Here is a 20,295-nt window from a genome sequence, read left to right as displayed (position 1 = left end):
ACAAACAGGACGTCGCGCTGTCAGTCTCCCGCCATGCGTCCTGCCTCTCGGAACCCGCGCTCCCCGTATCGCGCCGCCTCCGCCGCCACCGCCGCCCTGCTCGCCGCCGTCGCGGTGGGCTGTGCCCCACAGCCGGAGAACGACGCGTCCGGCTCGGCCTCCGCCTCGGCGTCCGGGGCGACCTGCGCCAAGGGCGAGTTGAGCACCGAGGCCTCCGGAAAGCTGACGATAGCCACCGACTCACCTGCCTACGAACCCTGGTTCAAGGGCGACGACCCCAAGAACGGCGAGGGCTTCGAGTCGGCCGTCGCGTACGCCGTGGCGAAGCAACTCGGCTACGACAAGGCCGACGTGGTCTGGCAGAGCGTGCCGTTCAACAAGGCCTTCGCGCCGGGTGAGAAGACCTTCGACTTCGACATCAACCAGGTGTCGATCAGCGACGAGCGCAAGAAGGCCGTGGACTTCTCCTCCGGCTACTACGACGTCCGCCAGGCCGTCATCGCCCTCAAGGACTCCAAGGCCGCGAAGGCGACGAGCATCGCGGACCTCAGGAAACTGCACCTCGGCGCCCAGGTCGGCACCACCAGCCTCAACTACATCGACGACGTGGTGAAGCCCGCCCAGGAGGCCGCCGCGTACTCGAAGAACGACCAGGCCAAGTCCGCGCTGAAGAACGGCCAGATCGACGCCATCGTCGTCGACCTGCCGACCGCCTTCTACATCACCTCGGCCGAGGTGACGGACGCCGAGATCGTCGGACAGTTCGAGAACCAGGGCGGCGCACCGGAGCAGTTCGGTCTCGTCCTCGACAAGGGCAGCGCCCTGACGTCGTGCGTGACGGACGCCGTGGACGCCCTGCGCGAGGACGGCACCCTCGCGAAGATCGAACAGAAGTGGCTCTCCGACGCCGTCGACGCCCCGGTGCTCAAGTGACCTTCGTGAAGCAGGAGTCCGGCCAGGAGGGCTCGGACGACGACAGCGACATGCCCGGCGCGGACGACACGTACGTCCCGTCGCAGCGGCGGATCGACCGGGAGCGCTACAAGCGCACCCGGTCCCGCCGCGCGACGGGCATCGCCGCGTTGTCGACCCTCGTCACGGCCGTCGTCCTCTATCTCGTCGTCGTCAACGCGCCCGGCTGGCCGCGCACCAAGGAGACGTTCTTCAGCGCGAAGTACGCGCGCGAGGCGCTGCCCAAGGTCCTCGAAGGCCTCTGGCTGAACGTCCGGCTGCTGCTGATCTGCGGTGTCGCCGTGCTGGTCCTCGGCATGCTGATCGCCGTCGCGCGGACCCTGCGCGGCCCGGTGTTCTTCCCACTGCGGGCGCTGGCCGCCGCGTACACCGATTTCTTCCGCGGACTGCCGCTGATCATCAACCTGATGATCGTGGTCCTGGGCGTCCCCGCGCTGCGGCTCCAGGGTGTCACCGTCGACCCGGTGCTGCTGGGCGGCACGGCGCTGACGCTGACGTACTCGGCGTACGTCGCAGAGGTGTTCCGTGCCGGCATCGAGTCCGTGCATCCCTCGCAGCGCGCGGCGGCACGCTCGCTGGGCCTGACCAATTGGCAGGCGCTGCGCCATGTCGTGCTCCCCCAGGCCGTACGCCGTCAGGTGCCCCCTCTCCTCAACGACCTGGTGTCGCTGCAGAAGGACACCGGTCTGGTCTCGATCGGCGGCGCGATCGACGCGGTGCGCGCCGCCGACATCATCGTGGGCCGCAGCCTCAACTACACGCCGTACATCGTCGCGGGACTGGTCTTCGTCGCCCTGACCATCCCGATGACCCGCTTCACCGACTGGGTCACGGCCCGGATGGACCGGCAGCGGGCGCAGGGAGGCACGATATGAGCGACACCTCCGGGCCCACCGCCGCCCCCGTGCTGCGGATGGAGTCCGTCCGCAAGACCTTCGGCGACTCGGTCGTCCTGCGGGACGTCGACCTGGAGGTCGCCCCGCACACGGTGACCGCGCTGATCGGCGCCTCCGGGTCAGGCAAGTCGACGCTGCTGCGCTGCGCCAATCTGCTGGAGGACATCGACGACGGTGCGATCTGGCTGGACGGCGAGGAGATCACCGACCCTCGGGCCGACCAGGACGCCGTACGCCGCCGGATCGGTGTGGTCTTCCAGTCGTACAACCTCTTCCCGCACATGACCGTGCTGGACAACATCACGCTCGCGCCGCGCCGGGTGCACGGTGTGGGCCGCGCCGAGGCCGAACAGCAGGCCCGTGAGCTGCTCGACCGGCTGGGGCTCGGCGCGAAGGCGGCCGAGTACCCGGACCGGCTGAGCGGTGGTCAGCAGCAGCGGGTCGCGATCGTCCGCGCGCTGGCCGTACGGCCCCGGCTGCTGCTGTTCGACGAGATCACCGCCGCGCTGGATCCGGAACTCGTGGGTGAGGTTCTCACCGTCGTCCGGGATCTGAAGGACGAGGGCATGACCATGGTGCTGGCCACGCACGAGATGGGCTTCGCCCGTGACGTCGCGGACCAGGTGTGCTTCCTGGACGGAGGCGTGGTCCTGGAGCGCGGCACCGCCGAGGAGATCTTCGGCAGCCCCCAGCAGGAGCGCACCCGGCGCTTCCTGCGCCGGATCGTGGAGTCGGGCCGCCTCTGACCTCCGTCGCGCGAGTGCCGCCGCGGTGTCGTACCCCGAGGGCTCAGCCCAGCAGTGCGCTGCCCTCGGACATCTCCGCCCAGGCGGCGGGTGTCACGCGACAGGACGGCGGTCGGTGAGGCGTCTGCCGCCCAGGCGGGAGGCGTACGCCGACTGGCAGGCGCCCCGCGTGCCCGGCTTGTTCCACTCCCAGAAACGGTACAGCCGGTGGAGGTCGGGCTCGCCGCCGAAGACGAAGCCGATCTCTTCGCTCAGCTCTCCGCGGCCGTCGCGAGAGAACTCTCCGAACGCCCCTCCCTTCGGGTTGAACAGCCACTAGGCGGTCGCGCCCGGGGACATCGCGTCGAGGACGCTCGCCGTGCCGAGGCGGTAGCCGGTCGGCTGGATCAGCACACGCCCGTCGAGCACTCCCGTCACACCCAGTCGATCGTGGCATCGACCACTGACAATCGGGCTTCGCTATTCCGTTCAGGCGTCCGCCTGCGCCGCCCCCACCAGCGCCGCGACCCGCTCCACCCCGAACACATAGCCCTGCACACCGCACCCCGCGATGACACCGTCGGCGCGCAGCGAGACGTACGAGTGGTGCCGGAACGTCTCGCGCTTGTGGATGTTGGAGATGTGGACCTCCAGCACGGGCAGTCCGTCACAGGTGTTGAGCGCGTCCAGAATCGCTACGGAGGTGTGCGAGTAGGCACCAGGGTTGATGACGATTCCGCAGTGGTCGAGCCGTGCCTCGTGGATCCAGTCGACCAGCTCGCCCTCGTGGTTGGACTGTCGGAAGTCCACCGTGCCGCCGTGCGCGGCCGCCGCCTTGGCGCACATCGCCTCGACGTCGGCGAGCGTGTCGGAGCCGTAGATCTCGGGCTGGCGCTGACCGAGGAGGTTCAGGTTCGGTCCGTTGAGGATCATGATCGGGGCGTTGGCGAGAGTGCGGGGCACGGTTCCTCCGGTCCGGTCGTGCGTGACGTCGGCCCGTTTCGGGACCGCTGCTCGGACCCGGTCTATCACGGTGCGCCGACATGGCGACCGGCCCGTCCGTCCCGAGCGGGATCACCCGTGCGGACGAGCGGCCCCGGCGCATCACGACGTCCCGCCGAAACGCGGTGGCGTCGAACGGGCCTCCGTACGCCCCCGTAACCATCGCTCACTGTGGGTAGTTGAGGCTGCATGCACAGTGCACGCACCGTAGAACCGCCCTCCATGTTGCGGCTCGCGGCCGCCTCCCTCGCCGGGACGGCCATCGAGTTCTACGACTTCTTCGTCTACGGGACGGCGGCGGCCCTCGTCCTGGGGCCACTGTTCTTCCCGACGTTCTCCCCCCTGGCGGGAACCCTCGCGGCCTTCGCGACCTTCGGCGTCGGCTTCGTGGCACGGCCGCTCGGCTCGGTGCTGTTCGGGCACATCGGGGACCGGCACGGACGGCGGCCGGTCCTTGTCGCCTCACTGCTGCTCACCGGGGGCGCGACCGTGGCCGTCGGCTGCGTCCCCACGTACGAGTCGATCGGGGTGACCGCTCCCTTCCTCCTGCTCGTCCTGCGCTTCCTGCAGGGGCTCGGGCTGGGCGGGGAGTGGGGCGGGGCGGTGCTGCTGACGGCGGAGCACGCGCCGGCCGAGCGGCGCGGGCTGTGGTCGAGCTTCCCCCAGGTGGGTCCTGCGGTGGGGTTCCTGCTGGCCAACGGTGTGATGCTGACGCTGTCGGCGACCTTGTCGGACGCGCAGTTCGCGGCGTGGGGATGGCGGGTGCCGTTCTGGGCGGCGGGCGTGTTGGCCGTGGCCGGGCTGTGGCTGCGTTCGTCACTCAGGGAGAGCCCTCAGTTCCTGGAGATCGACGACCACGCGCGCGTGCCGCTCACCGAGGTGGTGCGCGGCCACTGGCGGCTCGTCCTGCTGACGGCCGGGGCGCTCTCGATCGGGTACGCCGTGTTCTACACGGTGACGACCTGGTCCCTCGCGTACGGGACCGAGCGGCTCGGGGTGAGCCGTACGGTGATGCTGACCTGCATCATGGCCGCCGTGGTGGTGAAGGGGGCACTGACGCCTGTGGCTGCCGTGTTGGGCGACCGCTACGGGCGGCGTCCCATGTGCCTGGCGGGCTGCGCCGCCACCGTGCTGTGGATGTTCCCGATGGTCGCGTTGCTGGCGACCGGCGAACCTCTGCTGATGTTCCTCGGCTTCCTGGTGGCGATGGTCGCGTTCGTCACGATGTTCGCCGTCATCGCCGCGTACCTTCCGGAGCTGTACGAGCCCCGGGTGCGCTGCACGGGGGCCGCGGTGGGCTACAACCTCGGCGGGGTGCTGGGCGGCGCCCTGACGCCGATCGTGGCGACCGCGGTGGCCCAGGGCGGGCGGGTGCCGTGGGGAGTGGGTGCGTATCTCACCGGGATCGCGCTGCTGAGCCTGGGCTGTTTCGCGCTGCTGCCGGAGACCCGGCCGGTGCCTGCGGCGGCCCCCGCGGCGGAGGCCGCCACGGGGTGACCCTCCGGACGCCACTCGTCCGACTCGGCCGCTACGGGTTGACCGCCAGTTCCAGGTACGCCGCGAACAGCACCAGATGGACGCCGCCCTGCAACGGTGTCGCGCGCCCGGGGACGACCGTCAGGGAGGCCACCACCACGGTCAGCGCGAGCAGCACCATGTGGGTGGCGCCGAGGCCGAGGACGAGTGGCCCGGAGAGCCAGACCGAGGCCAGCGCCACGGCCGGGATGGTCAGGCCGATGCTGGCCATCGCGGAGCCGAGGGCGAGGTTGAGGCTGGTCTGCACGCGGTCCCGGCGGGCCGCGCGCAGGGCGGCGATGGTCTCGGGGAGCAGTACGAGAAGCGCGATGATGACGCCGACGACGGCGTGCGGCAGTCCGGCCGCCTCGACGCCGTTCTCGATCGTGGGTGAGACGCCCTTGGCGAGGCCGACCACGCCGACGAGCGCGAGGCCGAGCAGTCCGAGGCTGATCCCGGCGGTGCGGGCCGTCGGCGCCTGGGCGTGGTCGTCGGCGGTGATCACCTCGCCGTGCCGGGTGATCGGCAGGAAGTAGTCCCGGTGGCGGACGGTCTGGGTCGCCACGAACAAGCCGTACAGCAGCAGTGAGGCGAGTGCGGCGAAGGTGAGCTGGGCCGTGGAGAACTCCGGGCCGGGCTTGCTGGTAGTGAAGGTCGGGAAGACCAGGCTGAGCGTGGCAAGGGTCGCGACCGTCGCGAGGGCGGCGCCGGTGCCTTCCGGGTTGAAGACCGCCAGACCGTGGCGCAGTGAGGCGACGAGCAGGCAGACGCCGACTATGCCGTTGACGGTGATCATCACCGCGGCGAAGACGGTGTCGCGGGCGAGGGTCGAGCTCTTGTCGCCGCCGTCGGCCATCAGCGTGACGATCAGGGCGACCTCGATGATCGTGACGGCGACGGCGAGCACGAGGGAGCCGAACGGCTCGCCGACCCGGTGGGCGACGACCTCGGCGTGGTGCACGGCGGCAAGTACCGCTCCGGCGAGTACCAGCGTCACCAGTGCGACGGCCGCCCCCGGCAGGTCGCGGCCCCAGGTGAGAACGAGCAGGACGATCGCGGCCACGGGGACCACGGCCGTCCATCGGGCCGTGAGTGACCGGAGCCGAGCGATCATGCGGAGATCCTTTCAGACGTGAAAAGGCCCCGCACTCCGGTGGACGCGCCTGCTCTGCGTCTCCGGTCGTGCGGGGCCCCGTCGATCGGTGTTGGCTGTCCGATGCCGGTGCGCGTGTCCGGCGGGTGGGCCGGTGTCAGGCCTCGATGCTGTCCTTCTCGGCGCCTTCGACCTTCTTCTGCTCGGCCTCGGCCTCGGCCTCCGCCGCCGCCTGCTTCTTGGAGGCGATCAGGCTGGTGACCGTGGTGACGGCCAGGACCGCGCAGATCACGCCGAGCGAGACCGGGATGGAGATCTCGGGCACGTGGACGCCGGACTCGTGCAGAGCGTGCAGCACGAGCTTGACGCCGATGAAGCCGAGGATGACGGACAGCCCGTAGGAGAGGTGGACCAGCTTCTTCAGCAGACCGCCGATCAGGAAGTACAGCTGCCTCAGACCCATCAGCGCGAACGCGTTGGCCGTGAAGACGATGTACGGGTCCTGGGTCAGACCGAAGATCGCGGGGATCGAGTCCAGGGCGAAGAGCACGTCCGTGGTGCCGATCGCGAGCATGACGACCAGCATCGGCGTCATGACGCGCTTGCCGTTCTGCTCGATCCACAGCTTGGTGCCGTGGTACCGGTCGGCCACGCCGAAGCGCTTCTCGGCGGCCTTGAGGAGCTTGTTCTCCTCGTACTCCTCCTCGGACTCGTCGGCCCTGGCCTCCTGGATCAGCTTCCAGGCCGTGTAGATCAGGAAGGCGCCGAAGATGTAGAAGACCCAGGCGAAGCTGGAGAGGATCGCGGCGCCCGCTGCGATGAAGATCGCGCGGAGCACCAGGGCTATCAGCACTCCGACGAGCAGGACGCGCTGCTGGTACTGCGAGGGCACCGCGAACTTCGCCATGATCAGTACGAAGACGAAGAGGTTGTCGACACTGAGCGACTTCTCGGTGATGAAGCCCGCGAAGAACTCCCCGGCCGGCTGACCGCCGGAGAAGACGAGCAGGCCCAGCCCGAAGAGCACGGCCAGGACGATCCACACGACCGTCCAGATTCCGGCTTCCTTGATGGACACGTCATGCGGCTTGCGGCCGATGAAGAAGTCGACCGCGATGAGGGCCGCGAGGCCCACAACTGTGAGGACCCATAGGGTCACGGAAACATCCACTGCGCCTCCGGCAGTACGTAACGGCAAATTTCAGCGTCGTCGCTACCGGAGGTCTCTTCCACCCTCGGACCCAGGCGTTCGGTGACGCCTGATGCCTTCGGGCCGACGCCCCGGGATCTGGCCAGATCCGTATTGACGGGTACGCCGCAGCAGGTAGGGAGTACTCCCCTCCGTACGAACGAGAGTACCCAATCACCAAGAAAAGGTAAAGGCCGAGGCAAAGAAACTATCAAATCGCCAGGTCAGGCGGCTTTGCAAGGTCTTGAGGGAGGCGGTGGCTCACCGCTTCCAGGCGCGGCGGGCATCCGCGACCTGGGTGAGCACCCGGTCGAGAATCCGACTGCCGGGCGGCACACACGACGGCTCATAGGTCCACGCGTGACCGACCCAGGGGTCGGCCAGGTGGTCGTCCGGGGTCGGGGTGAGTCGCAACAGCGAACGCCACAGCGGGTCGAGCAACGGCCCGTAGGCGGCGGCGTCCTCCCGGTCGGCGACCATCATCAGGTGGACGCCGACGGCCGGGCCCTCGTCCGCGAGATAGCGGAGCTGGGTCACGGCACGGTCGTCGAAGCCGTGCGGGAAGTCGTTGACGATCAGCAGCTGCTCTGCCGTGTCGAAGCCCGAGGGCAGTGCGTCGGGGGCGCCGCCGCGCAATGCCATCTGCACGAGGTCGACACGCTGGGTGAGTCGGCCCAGGACGTCCGAGACTCCTGCGGCACCGGCCGCGGGCGGACCGGCCAGCACTCCGCTCCGGACCAGGGGCGCGAGCGCGGTGACTCCGGCACCGGCCGGGTCGATGACGTGGACACCGAAGTCGCCCGGTGGGTAGACCGCGAGCAGCCGCGCGGCGAGCACCACCGCCGTGTCCAGGGCGAGGCGGCGCAGCTCGTCGGAGTCGGCGGGTGCGTCGTGGGAGCCGGCGCGGCCGCTGTCGATCCACAGTCCGCGCTCCAGCGGCAGCCGGACCAGCATCGGGATGCGAAGCCCCTCGCTCTCCGGCAGATGAAGATCGCCCAGGCGCACGGCCATCGGGATCTCCATCGGAACGTGGTAGCCGTGCCAGACCGGGTTGTCCCAGCGGGCGTATGCCGGGGGCAGCGCGGGCTCGACGACATCGGCCTCGGCCTGGAGCTGGGCGAGGTCCCGGTCCAAGGCCTCCCTGGCCTGGTCGACGAGCTGGGCCTGCTTGGTGCGGGCGGCGTCGCGCGCGGCGTCTCCCTGGCCGCCGATGCGGTTGCGCGGGTCGGAGAGGACCTTGTCGAGCTCCTGTTCCATGCGCGATTCGGCGAAGTCGACGGCGCTGCGGTACGCGGCCGTCGTGCGCGCCAGGTCCTCGAACATGCCCCAGACCTGGTTGTAGAGCCGCTCCTCCATCGACCAGCCGGTCGCGTCACCCGCCACCGGCTGCGCGGGTTGCCCCGGCTGGACCGGGGGCGCGGTCGGCGCAGGCGGTGGGGGTGCGGTGGTCTGCCGCCCGGGGTGGGTGTAGTTGACGGGGCTGCCCGCGGCCGGCGCGGCAGCGGGCTGGTCCGCCGGTGCGGGGGCCGGGTGGTCGGGCAGGGTGTCGTCCTGCGGGCCCTGGGGCCCGTACGGGGACGTCGAGCCCTGCGGCCCGGGAGTGCCGTACGGAGCGGTGGGCTGAGGACTCTGCTGCGGCGAACCGTTTCCGGCGGTGCCCTGGGGTGCGGTGGTGTGGTGGGTCTGGTCGGCGCCCAGCGCGGGTGCGGCGGTCTGCCGGGAGCGGTCCGGGTCAGGGACACGCGGCGGGGGTGCCGCCACCGAGCGGGCGAGGCCCTGGGCCACCGCTTCGTGGATGGCCGCCGCGAGTTGGTGGGCCTCGGGCAGGCCCTGGTCGGTGAGCAGCTCGGCGAGGCCGCCCGCGTACCCCTGGCCGACCGCGCGGACCTTCCAGGCGCCCTGTCTGCGGTACAGCTCCAGGGCGATGACGGCCGACTCGGCGTCCAGACCGGTGAGGGTGTAGCTGGCCACCTCGGCGCCGTCGAGGCCGGTGACCGCGACGAAGGGGGCGGCGACGGCGCCGAACCGCGCCGGGCCACCGGGCCCGGGCGGCAGTGCGAGGAGCACGGTCACCCGGTGCACGGACTCCGGCAGGGCGTCCAGGTCCACGGCGAGGCGGTGGTCGGCCGCCGCCTGTTTGGAGACCTCGAGGCCCGGCAGGGTGGGCGCGCCCGGGTGGGCCACCCACTCCACGCCGTGCACCCGGCCGTGCTCGTCGCCGAGGGTGGCCCCGGCCACGATCGGCTTGCCCACCGAGACGCGGATCTCCAGTCGGACCTCGGGGAGCGGATGGTTCTGCCCCCTGACCAGCTCGGCCGTCATCGCCTTCGTCCCCCCTGTGTCGCTTCGTGCGGCTTGCGTCAGGCTGCCTAGAGGACCGGCAGGATCGACGGCATCAGGTCCTGGAAAGTACGGCCGTTGGCGGGCGAGCCGATGGCCGTCATCTGCCAGCCGCTGCCCGCGCGATGCACCTTCGCCATGATCTGGGCCGTGTAGGCGCCGCCGCCCGCGAGTGTGTAGCGCGCGAGTTCCTGGCCGTTGGTCTCGTCGACCAGACGGCAGAACGCGTTCTGCACCTCCTGGAAGGTCTGGCCCGTGAAGGAGTTCACGGTGAAGATGATCTGGTCGATGTGGACCGGGACGCGCGCGAGGTCGACGAGGATGGCCTCGTCGTCGCCGCCCTGGCCGACGCCGCCCACGAGGTTGTCACCCGTGTGGCGCACGGAGCCGTCGTCGCTGACGAGGTGGCGGAAGAAGACGACGTCCACCGGCTGCTTGTCCGCGAACAGGACGGCCGAGGCGTCGAGGTCGATCTCCCGGGTGCGGGAGCCGAACAGGCCGCGGCGCGGGGCAGCCTGCCAGCCGAGACCCATGCGCACGGCGGTCAGGCTGCCCCCGTCGTTCTTCTGCAGACTGATGGCCTGACCCTTGGTCATGTTGACGGTCACGCGCTTGTTCCCCTCTCGAACTGTCCCCTGTTGCCGCGGAGTCCACGGATGTCCAGCACCCTACGCAGCAGCACTGACAATGCCCCATCGATGTCGCACTTTGTGTCGGTCTTGCAACACTGTGCCCGGCCGGGGGATCGCTCCCTCCCCCGGCACCTCTGCTGGGCCGTCAGGCCAGGCCCGCCTCCTTCATCTGCCGCAGCTCCTTCTTCATCTCCGAAACCTCGTCGCGCAGCCTGGCGGCGATCTCGAACTGGAGATCGGCGGCTGCCGCGCGCATCCGTGCCGTCATGTCCTCGATCTGCTGGGCGAGGTCGGCCGCGGGACGGTCGGTCGGGACGGTCTCCTTGGCCTTGCCCTTGGCGGCCTTGGTGCCCTTGGCCGCCTTTCCGCCGAGGGAGGGCACGGGAGCCTTGGCGCCCTTGCCGTCCTTGCCCTTGCGGTAGCCCGTGCCGAGCAACTGCTCGGTGTCGACGTCCTCGCGGGCGATCTGGGCGACGATGTCGTTGATCTTCTTGCGGAGTGGCTGGGGGTCGATGCCCTTCGCCTTGTTGTAGGCGACCTGCTTCTCCCGGCGACGGTTGGTCTCGTCGATGGCCTTCTCCATCGCCGGGGTGATCTTGTCGGCATACATGTGGACCTGGCCGGATACGTTGCGCGCCGCGCGGCCGATGGTCTGGATGAGGGACGTCCCGGAGCGCAGGAAGCCCTCCTTGTCGGCGTCGAGGATCGCCACCAGGGAGACCTCGGGCAGGTCGAGGCCCTCCCTGAGGAGGTTGATGCCGACCAGGACGTCGTACTCACCGGCGCGCAACTCGCGCAGCAGTTCGACGCGGCGCAGGGTGTCGACGTCGCTGTGGAGATAGCGGACCTGGATGCCGAGTTCGAGGAAGTAGTCCGTGAGGTCCTCGGCCATCTTCTTGGTCAGCGTGGTGACCAGGACGCGCTCGTCCTTCTCGGTGCGCTTGCGGATCTCGTGCACCAGGTCGTCGATCTGGCCCTCGGTGGGCTTGACGACGACCTCGGGGTCGATCAGGCCGGTGGGGCGGATGATCTGCTCGACCTGGCCGTCGGAGCGGGACAGCTCGTACTGTCCGGGGGTCGCCGAGAGGTAGACCGTCTGGTCGGTGCGCTCCTGGAACTCCTCCCACTTCAACGGGCGGTTGTCGAGCGCGGACGGCAGGCGGAAGCCGTGTTCGACGAGCGTGCGCTTGCGGGAGGCGTCGCCCTCGTACATCGCGCCGATCTGGGGCACGGTGACGTGGGACTCGTCGATGACGAGGAGGAAGTCGTCGGGGAAGTAGTCCAGCAGCGTGTTCGGCGGGGAGCCGGGCTCGCGGCCGTCGAAGTGCATCGAGTAGTTCTCCACGCCGGAGCAGGAGCCGATCTGGCGGAGCATCTCCAGGTCGTACGTCGTGCGCATGCGCAGCCGCTGGGCCTCCAGGAGCTTGCCCTGCTTCTCCAGCTCCGACAGTCGCTCCCCCAGCTCCTTCTCGATGTCGTTGGCGGCGCGCTCCAGGCGCTCGGGGCCGGCGACGTAGTGGGAGGCGGGGAAGACGTACAGCTGCTCGTCGTCGCTGATGATCTCGCCGGTGAGCGGGTGGAGGGTGGAGAGTGCCTCAATCTCGTCGCCGAACATCTCGATGCGGACGGCCAGCTCCTCGTAGACCGGGAAGATCTCGATGGTGTCGCCGCGGACGCGGAAGGTGCCCCGGGTGAACGCCAGGTCGTTGCGTGTGTATTGGATGTCCACGAAGCGGCGCAGCAGCTCGTCCCGGTCGATCTCCTCGCCGACCTTGAGGGGAACCATGCGGTCGACGTACTCCTGGGGCGTGCCGAGGCCGTAGATGCAGGAGACGGAGGCGACCACGACGACGTCGCGTCGGGTGAGCAGGGAGTTCGTCGCGGAGTGGCGCAGGCGCTCGACCTCCTCGTTGATCGAGGAGTCCTTCTCGATATAGGTGTCCGACTGAGGGACGTAGGCCTCGGGCTGGTAGTAGTCGTAGTACGAGACGAAGTACTCGACCGCGTTGTTCGGCAGCAGCTCGCGGAACTCGTTGGCCAGCTGGGCGGCCAGGGTTTTGTTCGGCGCCATCACCAGGGTGGGGCGCTGGAGCTTTTCGATCATCCACGCGGTGGTGGCGGACTTGCCTGTGCCGGTCGCGCCGAGCAGGACGACGTCCTTCTCACCGGCTTCGATGCGCCGGGCGAGGTCGGCGATGGCCGTGGGCTGGTCGCCGCTCGGCTGGTAGGGGCTGACGACCTCGAAGGGCGCCACCGTGCGTTCGATCTGGGAAACGGGCCGCATGAATCCACCGTACGACCCCCCACTGACAACGGGGTTCGCGTCACCAGTTCTGCGGGGTGCGGGTACTGCGGTCGCCGCGCTGCCGGCCGATGCGGGCGAGAGGCCGCCGGGTGGTGTGCGCGGTGACGGTGTGGGCCGGGATGCCCGGTCGCCGCTCGACGGGGACGCCACGGGCCTTGTCCATGATCATCAGCGGGTCGAACATCACGACGGCACCCGCCAGGAGCAGGAAGAGGAGCGGGCCGACCATGAGCGGGGCCAACAAGGTGGCGGGCGAGTCCCCGGCCGGGGTTGCGTCGGTCATCGCGTGTAGACGAACGCTGAGGGCGGCCATGCCGGTGTAGTGCATGCCGCTGACCGCGACGCCCATGACGAGACTGGCGCCCACGCTCCACAGGAAGCCGCGCACCTGTCCGGCGGCCCACAGAGCGGCGATCGCGGCCACGACGGCGATCGCGACCGAGGCCGCCACGGTGACGGTGTTGTACTCGAGTCTGCCGTTGAGGCGCATGCCGGCCATGCCCAGGTAGTGCATGGAGGCGATGCCCAGACCGGTGATGGCGCCGCCGCTGAACAGCGCCGCTCCGGTCGCCCCCTTGGAGGCGACCATGAAGATCCCGATGCCGACCATGACGATCGCCACGGCGAGGCTCGCGAACGTTGTCGGCGCGTCGTAGTGGACCGGTGTCTCGACGACCTTGAAGCCCATCATCGCGACGAAGTGCATCGTCCATATGCCGGAGCCGATGGCCGCCGACCCGAGGGCGAGCCAGCCGATTCTCCAGGAGCCGCCGACGAGCATCGCTCTTGTGGTGCAGCGCAGACCGAGTGCACCCCCGAGGCAGGCCATGAGATAGGCCACCAAGGGTGTGACGAGTCCATAGCTGAAGCCGTCGACCGTGCCCTGCATTCGCGGCTGCCTTTCCCGCCCTGACGCGTCCCTGAATTCGCTGTGATCCCCCGGCCCCGGGACCGCCAGCGGTCAGGGGTGTCGCAGAGAGTATGACCCCCACCGGAATGGTCGAACGATTTTCCGGCAAAGAAACACGTCCTTGCCCCACTTGTGCGGCGCCCGTGAGCGGACTTAGGCAACTCCATTCAATTGATGGCCATCCTGCACCCCTCTTCCGTTGACCCTCTGCTGTCACCCTTGAGCTGACCGTGATCGCTCGACGCGAGGAGTACGCATGCACGTACGCGCAGTTGCCGCCGCGGCCACCGCGTTCATCGGAACCGCCGTCCTCCTGTTGCCCGCCCCCACCGCGCAGGCGGCGGCAGATGACGACAGACCGCTCGTCGTCGCCCACCGCGGAGCTTCCGCGTACGCCCCGGAGAACACCTTGGCCGCCGTGGACATGGCCGCCGACATGGGCTTCTCCTGGGTGGAGAACGACGTGCAGCGCACCAAGGACGGCGAACTCGTCGTCATCCACGACGCCACGCTCGCGCGCACGACGAATGTGGAGGAGTTGTATCCGCGCCGGGCGCCCTGGAACGTGCGGGACTTCACATCCAAGGAGATCTCCCGCCTGGACGCGGGCAGCTGGTTCGGCACGCGCTACGCGGGCGCGCGCGTGCCGACGCTTGAGCAGTACATGACGCGGGTGTCGCGCAACAACCAGAAGCTCGTCCTGGAGATCAAGAACCCCCAGCTCTACCCGGGCATCGAACGGCAGACGCTCAAGGTCCTCAGTAACGAGGGCTGGCTCAGCCCGGCGCGCCTGCGGAGTCGTCTGGTGGTCCAGAGCTTCAGCGCCGCCACCGTGCGGACGGTCCACGAGCTGCGTCCGGGCGTCAGAACCGCTTTCCTCGGCACTCCGAAGATCGCCGAACTGGCCGAGTACGCGACGTTCGCCGATCAGATCAATCCCTCGTACATGACCATCTCCAGGGGGTACGTCGCCTCCGTCCAGGCGTTCGACGGGCCGCACGGCAGGCCGCTGGAGGTCCTGACCTGGACCGTGAACACCGCGGCCGACGCCCGACAGATGGCGGAGTACGGCGTGGACGGCATCATCACGAACAAGCCCGACGTGGTCAGGAAGGCGACGAAGAGCTGACAAAGAGTCGCTGAAGGCACAAGGCCGCCGAGCGGTCCCGCCCGTGCGTGGGCTCCGAGCCGGGAGCCCACGCCACGGGCGTTGCCTCCGGAACCCGAGTATCAGCATCAATGTCAGTGCCCGGCCGTACGGTGGTCGCATGAACAGCCATGGGCAGTACGAGCGGCAGGTCGTGTGGGCCGTCGTCGGGACGGACATCGGTCCGCTGCTGCTGGCCGCGACGGACGACGGCCTGGTGAACATCGTGTTCCACGCCACGGACGCGGTGCGCGACAAGGCGCTCGACCGGCTCGCGTCCCGCCTCGGTACCGAGCCCGTCGAATCCCCCGCCTCGCCGCTGCTGACCGAGGCGATACGCCAGGTGGGGGCGTACTTCGCGGGCGAGCGGCGCGACTTCGAGCTGCCGTTGGACTGGTCGCTGATCTCCGGATTCAACCGCCTGGTGCTGCGTGAGCTGGCCTCCGGTGTCCCGTTCGGCTCGGTCGTGGGCTACGGCGACCTGGCCCGGCGAGTGGGGCAGCCTGGTGCGGCCCAAGCGGTGGGCATAGCCATGGGGTCGAATCCGCTGCCGGTGGTCGTGCCGTGCCACAGGGTGGTGGAGAGCGACGGCGGCATCGGGGGCTTCGGCGGTGGGCTGGAGACCAAGCGGAGGCTGCTGGCGCTGGAGGGGGTGCTTCCGGAGCCCTTGTTCTGACCCCTATGGACCCCTGTGTGCCCCTGTGTGCCCCTGTGTGCCCCTGTGTGCCCCTGAGACCGGTGCCTGCCGCTCCGTGCCGCTACTCGTAGTGCCGTGCCTCGAAGACGTTGCCGTCGGGGTCACGGAAGTAGAAGCTGCGCTTCGCCTTCCCACGCGCGCCGAAGGAGTCGTAGGAGAGGTCGGAGACGGGAGCGGACCGTTCCGTCAGGCGGGTGCGCAGTTCGTCGAAGGCGCCGCCGGGCAGGGCCAGGCAGACGTGGTTGACGGGGTGGCCTGAGCTGTCGGCGGCGCCGGGGAGCATCTTCATGTGCTCCGCGGCGGTGAGCGGCATGAGGTCGAGAATGGTCTCGTCGTTGAGGCGTACGGAGGGGAAGGGTGCCTCGCCCGAGATGAATTCGGGGATCCTGACGGGCTCAAGGCCGACGGCCTTCTCGTAGAAGTCGGCGGCGGTGACCGGGTCCCGGACCCAGAGGACGACGTGGTCGAGGCGGGTCGTGTTGTCCGTCATGCACCCCAGGTTGGTGTCGTCCACCACAACCCGCAAGGGTTTGGCCGGGCGTGCCGCCCGCCAGAGATCAGGGGAAGAACGACAGACAGGAGGCAAGCGCGTGCTGGTGGTGTCGGAAGAGGTGCGGGAGGCGGTCGACGCGCGTCGACCCGTGGTGGCGCTCGAGTCCACGATCATCGCGCACGGGCTGCCCCGCCCGCGCAATCTGCAGGTGGCGCTGGAGCTGGAGGACGTCGTACGGCAGGAGGGCGCCGTACCGGCGACGATCGCCGTGCTCGACGGAAAGCCCCATGTGGGCCTCGACAAGGAACAGTTGGAGCGGGTCGCCAACGAGGACGGGATCCGCAAGCTCGGCCACCGGGACCTTCCGCTCGCGGTGGCCTCTGGGGTGAGCGGCGCCACCACTGTGTCGGCGACGGCGCTGCTGGCCGCCCTCGCAGGCGTACGGGTGTTCGCCACCGGTGGGCTGGGCGGTGTGCACCGGGAGTGGACGGTGACGCAGGACGAGTCCGCCGACCTGGGGCTGCTGGCGCGCACGCGGATCACTGTGGTGTGCGCGGGTGTGAAGTCGATCCTGGACGTGCCGGCGACCCTGCAGCGTCTGGAGACACTGGGCGTCGCCGTCGCGGGGTACGGCACCGAGCGGTTCCCCGGCTTCTATCTGTCCGACTCGGGCTATCCGGTGGAGTGGGCGCTGGACTCGCCGGGCGCGGTCGCGGAGGTCATGCGGGCCCAGGACGCGCTCGACGTGCCGGAGTCCGCGCTGATCGTCGCCAACCCCGTACCCGAGGAGGAGCAGCTCGATCCCGAGCTCCACGCGCGCGTGCTCGCCGATGCGCTGGCGGCGTGCGAGACGGAGGGCGTCACGGGACAGGCTGTCACCCCGTTCCTGCTGGACTATCTGGTGCGGCACACCGACGGCGCCTCCCTGAGCGCCAATCTGGCTGCCGTACGGGGGAACGTGCGGCTCGCGGCGCGGATCGCGGGCGCCTGGGCCACGGTGTGAGCAGCGCGGCCCGCGGTGCTGCGGGCGGGCCCGAGGCCGAGGTGAGCGGGCCCGCGGGAAGGGCGGGCGGGGCGTTGCTCGTCGTGGGGGACATCGTCACGGATGTCGTCGCCCGGCACCGCGGTCCGCTCGCACCGGGCACCGACACGGCCGCCGCCATCCGGACACTGCCGGGCGGGGCGGGCGCCAACGTGGCCTGCTGGGCGGCTCACTCGGGCTGCGCGGACGTACGACTGCTCGGTCGAGTCGGTACGGACGCGGCCGCCTGGCACGAGCGGGAGTTGCGGGCTTCCGGTGTACGGCCCCATCTGGTCGTCGATCCGGAGGCGGCGACCGGGACGGTCATCTGCCTGGTGGACACGGGGGACGCGGGCGAACGCACGTTCCTCACCGACAGCGGTGCCTCGCTGCGGCTCGACCCGGACGACTGGTCACCGACGCTGCTCGACGGCGTCGCGCGGCTGCATCTGTCGGGGTACCTGTTCTTCTCGGAGCCGAGTCGGGCGCTGGTCGCGGTGGCCCTGGAGTCGGCACGCGCGCGTGGAGTTCCGGTGAGCGTGGATCCCGCGTCGGCGGGGTTCCTGACGGGGCTGGGCGTGGACCGTTTCCTCGAACTCGCCGAGGGTGTCGACGTCCTGCTGCCCAGCCTCGACGAGGCGTGTCTCCTGACCGGGCTGCCCGATCCGGACGACGCGGCGGCCAAGTTGAGCCGTCACGTTCCGCTGGTCGTCGCCAAGCTGGGGGCCGACGGGGCGCTGATCGCCCGCGCGGGAGCCGTCCGGGCGCGGGTCCCGGCGGCCCCCGCCACGCCCCGCGACACCACCGGCGCGGGCGACGCCTTCACCGGCGCGTTCCTCGCCGCGCTGCTCGCGGGCGCGGAGGCCGAGGAAGCCGCGGCGGAAGGGTGCAGGGCGGGGGCGTCGGCGGTGGAGAAAGTGGGCGGGAGGCCGCCGGCTCGGGGGTGAGGACCGGGGGTGAGGCTGGGAGGGTGAGGGCTGGGGCACCGGGCAGCTGAACGGCCGGGTGCTGGGGGCGGGTGCTGGGGGGCGGTGGAGCGATGGGGCGGCAATCTGCCCAAACGCCCTGGGCAGCTCCGGCCCTGCCGCGCTCGCCCGCCGGCTCCCGGCTCCCGGCTCGCCCCTGGCACGCGGAGCCTTGTCGCCCCGTTGCCCAACCCTCGCTCCCGCGCTTGCACCTCGGCGCCGTCCACTCCTGCTCATTCCTACGCCTTGCGCCCCCAGGCCGAGATCAGTGGCACCGTGGTCACGTCCATCGTGCCGGAGGCCACGTTCGTCAGGTGGCGGTCGATCTCCTCGTCCGTGGCAAGGCCCGCGGAGACGAGTTGGGCGCGGAGGCCGCGGATCATGGTGGACTCCAGGGCGGCGCAGGCGGGCGAGGCCACGGGGAAGTAGGCGCCGGCCTCCACACCGCGCAGGCCCGCCTCGCGGAGCAGACGCGGGAGCCGGCGGCCGTACGACGGGTCTACGCCGTGATCGGCGAGGAGGGTACGGACGGCGTGGCGGAGCCGGTTCGCCAAGTGTTGCTCGGGGCCGGACTCCTCGGGGCAGGCCAGGGGCTGGAGCGCGAGGTCGGCGTCCTCGACCAGCAGCCTCCCGCCGGGGCGCAGCGCCCTGATCATGGAGTGCAACGCCCGTTCCCGGTGCGCGACATGAGCCAGCGTCAGCCGGGCGTGCACGAGGTCGAAGCCCTCCCCCGGCGGTTCGTCGACGCCCACGTCGTGCACACGTACCTCGACCGGCGCGCGCGGCGGCGAGGTGACCCATGAGGTGTCCGTGTTCGTCGCCACGACCTTCCCGGTCGGCCCGACCTTCTTGGCTAGCCAGGAGATCACGGAGACGTCGCCTGCGCCGACTTCCCAGCAGCGCCAGCCGGAGCCGAGACCGAAGCTCGCCATGTGCCGGAAGGTGGTGGGGTCGAAGAGGGTGGCGAAGGCGTCCGAGCGTTGTCCCGTCTCGGTCTGCTGGTGGTCGAGGAGATACCCGTCGGTTCGCATCATGGCGCGATCATCCCATTTAACCGACTTGTTGCGATTAGCGACGCTCCCGCAGCCCGCCGGGTTCGCTCCGTCACCGCCTGACGGGTCGGAGGGAAACGAAGTGGAATGTTCCGTTCCCACAGCCTTACCCGGTGCTCACGCCGCCCTGGCAAACTGGCCGCGGCAAGGCACGAAGTGCGGTGCGAGGAGATCCACGCGAGGAGATTCCAGATGTCCATGGCAGGGAATCTGCGGAAGGTGACGGGCCTCGACAAGGTCGGCGGCTTCCGCAGAATGGCACGGCTGGCCCGTCGTCGCGCCCGCGTCGACCTCAGTCACCCGGCACGCTCCCCGCTGGGCTCCGCGGTGGTGAACTGCGTGACGTACCAGAAGGGGGTCCGGGTCCCCGGCGGCCGCGATGTCGTCGAGGCGGTCCGCCAGGTCCGCAGGACCGACCAAGGCTTCGTCTGGCTAGGGCTGCACGAGCCGACGGAGCGGGAGTTCGCCGGTATCGCCGAGTTGTTCGATCTGCACCCGCTGGCCGTGGAGGACGCGGTCGAGGCCCATCAGCGCCCCAAGCTGGAGCGGTACGGCGAGACACTGTTCTCCGTGTTCAAGACGGTCTGCTACGTCGAGCACACGGAACTCACCGCGACCAGTGAGGTGGTGAACACCGGCGAGATCATGGTGTTCGTCGGCCCGGACTTCGTGATCACGGTACGGCACGGACGGCACGGCTCGCTCGGTCCGCTGCGCGAGGAGCTGGAGTCGAATCCGGAGCAGCTCGCCAAGGGCCCGGCCGCGGTGTTGCACGCGATCGCGGACCATGTGGTGGATGACTATCTGACCGTCATCGACTCGGTACAGGCCGACATCGACCAGGTCGAGACCGATGTGTTCGCGGCGAACGGCGCGCGTGTCGACCCTGGGCGGATCTACCAGCTCAAGCGGGAACTGCTCGAACTGAAGCGGGCGGTGGCCCCGCTCGCCCGCCCGCTCCTGGAGCTCACCTCACGCCCGATCCGCGTGGTCGACCCGGAGATACAGGCCTACTTCCGGGATGTCTCCGACCACTTGCTGCGGGCGACGGAGCAGATCGCCGCGTTCGACGAACTGCTGAACTCGATTCTTCAGGCACATCTCGCGCAGGTCAGCGTCGCGCAGAACGAGGACATGCGGAGGATCACGGCGTGGGCGGCGCTCATCGCCGTGCCGACCATGGTGTGCGGGGTGTACGGGATGAACTTCCAGTACATGCCGGAACTTCACTGGAAGTTCGGTTACCCGCTCGTCCTGGGTGTCATAGCCATCGGCTGCCTCACCCTGTACCGCGGCTTCAAGCGCAACGGCTGGCTGTGACCCCAGGATCGGCGGGCCCCG

At 69.9% G+C, this 20,295-nt stretch carries 18 protein-coding genes; 9 read left to right on the top strand and 9 right to left on the bottom strand.

Going from position 1 to position 20,295, the window contains the following annotated elements; all coding sequences use genetic code 11:
* Positions 1–33: 33 nt before the first annotated feature.
* Genes SGFS_RS42455 through SGFS_RS42445 form a run of 3 tightly spaced genes read left to right on the top strand, consistent with a single transcriptional unit; the run spans position 34 to position 2,614 of the window.
* On the top strand, positions 34–933 hold the full coding sequence (locus tag SGFS_RS42455; RefSeq protein ID WP_286257693.1) for an ABC transporter substrate-binding protein: 900 nt from the start codon (positions 34–36) through the stop codon (positions 931–933).
* Positions 930–1,847 (top strand): amino acid ABC transporter permease, encoded by a 918-nt coding sequence (locus SGFS_RS42450; protein WP_286257692.1) that lies wholly within the window; start codon positions 930–932, stop codon positions 1,845–1,847. Before SGFS_RS42455 ends, SGFS_RS42450 begins: the two co-directional genes overlap by 4 nt.
* On the top strand, positions 1,844–2,614 hold the full coding sequence (locus SGFS_RS42445; RefSeq protein ID WP_286257691.1) for an amino acid ABC transporter ATP-binding protein: 771 nt from the start codon (positions 1,844–1,846) through the stop codon (positions 2,612–2,614). The genes SGFS_RS42450 and SGFS_RS42445 overlap by 4 nt, the downstream gene beginning before the upstream one ends.
* 468 nt (positions 2,615–3,082) lie before the next feature.
* On the opposite strand, the gene aroQ is transcribed toward SGFS_RS42445, so the two are convergent.
* Positions 3,083–3,556 carry a type II 3-dehydroquinate dehydratase gene (gene aroQ / locus SGFS_RS42440; protein ID WP_286257690.1) on the bottom strand — a complete coding sequence of 158 codons (474 nt, stop codon included), beginning with the start codon at positions 3,554–3,556 and terminating at the stop codon, positions 3,083–3,085.
* Positions 3,557–3,784: 228 nt separating this feature from the next.
* Between aroQ and SGFS_RS42435 the strand changes: the two genes are divergently transcribed.
* Positions 3,785–5,092, top strand: coding sequence for an MFS transporter (locus SGFS_RS42435; RefSeq protein WP_286257689.1), 1,308 nt, complete (start codon positions 3,785–3,787; stop codon positions 5,090–5,092).
* Positions 5,093–5,123: 31 nt separating this feature from the next.
* Here SGFS_RS42435 and SGFS_RS42430 read toward each other — a convergent pair whose 3' ends face one another.
* From SGFS_RS42430 to SGFS_RS42405, 6 genes are all read right to left on the bottom strand, one after another.
* Positions 5,124–6,224 (bottom strand): calcium:cation antiporter, encoded by a 1,101-nt coding sequence (locus SGFS_RS42430; RefSeq protein WP_286257688.1) that lies wholly within the window; start codon positions 6,222–6,224, stop codon positions 5,124–5,126.
* 136 nt (positions 6,225–6,360) lie between these two features.
* Positions 6,361–7,374, bottom strand: a complete 1,014-nt coding sequence (locus SGFS_RS42425) for a TerC family protein (protein ID WP_286257687.1) — start codon at positions 7,372–7,374, stop codon at positions 6,361–6,363.
* A 279-nt stretch (positions 7,375–7,653) separates the two neighbouring features.
* Positions 7,654–9,714 (bottom strand): TerD family protein, encoded by a 2,061-nt coding sequence (locus SGFS_RS42420; protein WP_286257686.1) that lies wholly within the window; start codon positions 9,712–9,714, stop codon positions 7,654–7,656.
* Between the two features lie 47 nt (positions 9,715–9,761).
* Positions 9,762–10,340: a TerD family protein gene (locus SGFS_RS42415; RefSeq protein ID WP_286257684.1), complete on the bottom strand. Its 579-nt coding sequence runs from the start codon at positions 10,338–10,340 to the stop codon at positions 9,762–9,764.
* A gap of 169 nt (positions 10,341–10,509) precedes the next feature.
* Complete coding sequence (uvrB, locus tag SGFS_RS42410; protein ID WP_286257682.1) at positions 10,510–12,648, bottom strand: excinuclease ABC subunit UvrB; 2,139 nt, start codon at positions 12,646–12,648, stop codon at positions 10,510–10,512.
* Between the two features lie 40 nt (positions 12,649–12,688).
* On the bottom strand, positions 12,689–13,558 hold the full coding sequence (locus SGFS_RS42405) for an MHYT domain-containing protein (protein ID WP_286257681.1): 870 nt from the start codon (positions 13,556–13,558) through the stop codon (positions 12,689–12,691).
* Positions 13,559–13,835: 277 nt separating this feature from the next.
* On the opposite strand from SGFS_RS42405, the gene SGFS_RS42400 reads away from it, so the two are divergent.
* Together SGFS_RS42400 and SGFS_RS42395 are read left to right on the top strand one after the other, a co-directional pair.
* Positions 13,836–14,708 carry a glycerophosphodiester phosphodiesterase gene (locus SGFS_RS42400; protein WP_286257680.1) on the top strand — a complete coding sequence of 291 codons (873 nt, stop codon included), beginning with the start codon at positions 13,836–13,838 and terminating at the stop codon, positions 14,706–14,708.
* Between the two features lie 139 nt (positions 14,709–14,847).
* Entirely contained in the window at positions 14,848–15,402 is a 555-nt protein-coding gene (locus SGFS_RS42395) for a methylated-DNA--[protein]-cysteine S-methyltransferase (protein ID WP_286257679.1), read from the top strand.
* An 82-nt stretch (positions 15,403–15,484) separates the two neighbouring features.
* Here the strand turns inward: SGFS_RS42395 and SGFS_RS42390 are convergent, their stop codons facing one another.
* Complete coding sequence (locus SGFS_RS42390) at positions 15,485–15,913, bottom strand: VOC family protein (protein WP_286257678.1); 429 nt, start codon at positions 15,911–15,913, stop codon at positions 15,485–15,487.
* A gap of 100 nt (positions 15,914–16,013) precedes the next feature.
* On the opposite strand from SGFS_RS42390, the gene SGFS_RS42385 reads away from it, so the two are divergent.
* Positions 16,014–16,919 carry a pseudouridine-5'-phosphate glycosidase gene (locus tag SGFS_RS42385; RefSeq protein ID WP_286257677.1) on the top strand — a complete coding sequence of 302 codons (906 nt, stop codon included), beginning with the start codon at positions 16,014–16,016 and terminating at the stop codon, positions 16,917–16,919.
* Between the two features lie 41 nt (positions 16,920–16,960).
* On the top strand, positions 16,961–17,884 hold the full coding sequence (locus tag SGFS_RS42380) for a carbohydrate kinase family protein (RefSeq protein WP_286260333.1): 924 nt from the start codon (positions 16,961–16,963) through the stop codon (positions 17,882–17,884).
* Positions 17,885–18,141: 257 nt separating this feature from the next.
* On the opposite strand, the gene SGFS_RS42375 is transcribed toward SGFS_RS42380, so the two are convergent.
* Positions 18,142–18,936 carry a methyltransferase domain-containing protein gene (locus SGFS_RS42375; RefSeq protein WP_286257676.1) on the bottom strand — a complete coding sequence of 265 codons (795 nt, stop codon included), beginning with the start codon at positions 18,934–18,936 and terminating at the stop codon, positions 18,142–18,144.
* A 210-nt stretch (positions 18,937–19,146) separates the two neighbouring features.
* Here SGFS_RS42375 and SGFS_RS42370 point away from each other — a divergent pair, with 210 nt between their 5' ends.
* Positions 19,147–20,274, top strand: coding sequence for a magnesium and cobalt transport protein CorA (locus SGFS_RS42370; protein WP_286257674.1), 1,128 nt, complete (start codon positions 19,147–19,149; stop codon positions 20,272–20,274).
* The last annotated feature ends 21 nt before the right edge of the window (positions 20,275–20,295 follow it).

It is taken from the genome of Streptomyces graminofaciens (assembly GCF_030294945.1).
GTDB classification, from domain to species: domain Bacteria; phylum Actinomycetota; class Actinomycetes; order Streptomycetales; family Streptomycetaceae; genus Streptomyces; species Streptomyces graminofaciens.
This window is presented reverse-complemented; position numbering and strand designations above follow the sequence as displayed.

What these genes read in the sequence shown, in the direction of transcription:
- uvrB (WP_286257682.1), bottom strand. Translation starts at nt 12,648, where the DNA reads ATGCGGCCCGTTTCCCAGATCGAACGCACGGTGGCGCCCTTCGAGGTC.
- SGFS_RS42430 (WP_286257688.1), bottom strand. Translation starts at nt 6,224, where the DNA reads ATGATCGCTCGGCTCCGGTCACTCACGGCCCGATGGACGGCCGTGGTC.
- SGFS_RS42400 (WP_286257680.1), top strand. Translation starts at nt 13,836, where the DNA reads ATGCACGTACGCGCAGTTGCCGCCGCGGCCACCGCGTTCATCGGAACC.
- SGFS_RS42445 (WP_286257691.1), top strand. Translation starts at nt 1,844, where the DNA reads ATGAGCGACACCTCCGGGCCCACCGCCGCCCCCGTGCTGCGGATGGAG.
- SGFS_RS42375 (WP_286257676.1), bottom strand. Translation starts at nt 18,936, where the DNA reads ATGATGCGAACCGACGGGTATCTCCTCGACCACCAGCAGACCGAGACG.
- SGFS_RS42370 (WP_286257674.1), top strand. Translation starts at nt 19,147, where the DNA reads ATGTCCATGGCAGGGAATCTGCGGAAGGTGACGGGCCTCGACAAGGTC.
- SGFS_RS42405 (WP_286257681.1), bottom strand. Translation starts at nt 13,558, where the DNA reads ATGCAGGGCACGGTCGACGGCTTCAGCTATGGACTCGTCACACCCTTG.
- SGFS_RS42395 (WP_286257679.1), top strand. Translation starts at nt 14,848, where the DNA reads ATGAACAGCCATGGGCAGTACGAGCGGCAGGTCGTGTGGGCCGTCGTC.
- SGFS_RS42455 (WP_286257693.1), top strand. Translation starts at nt 34, where the DNA reads ATGCGTCCTGCCTCTCGGAACCCGCGCTCCCCGTATCGCGCCGCCTCC.
- SGFS_RS42390 (WP_286257678.1), bottom strand. Translation starts at nt 15,913, where the DNA reads ATGACGGACAACACGACCCGCCTCGACCACGTCGTCCTCTGGGTCCGG.
- SGFS_RS42435 (WP_286257689.1), top strand. Translation starts at nt 3,785, where the DNA reads ATGCACAGTGCACGCACCGTAGAACCGCCCTCCATGTTGCGGCTCGCG.
- SGFS_RS42420 (WP_286257686.1), bottom strand. Translation starts at nt 9,714, where the DNA reads ATGACGGCCGAGCTGGTCAGGGGGCAGAACCATCCGCTCCCCGAGGTC.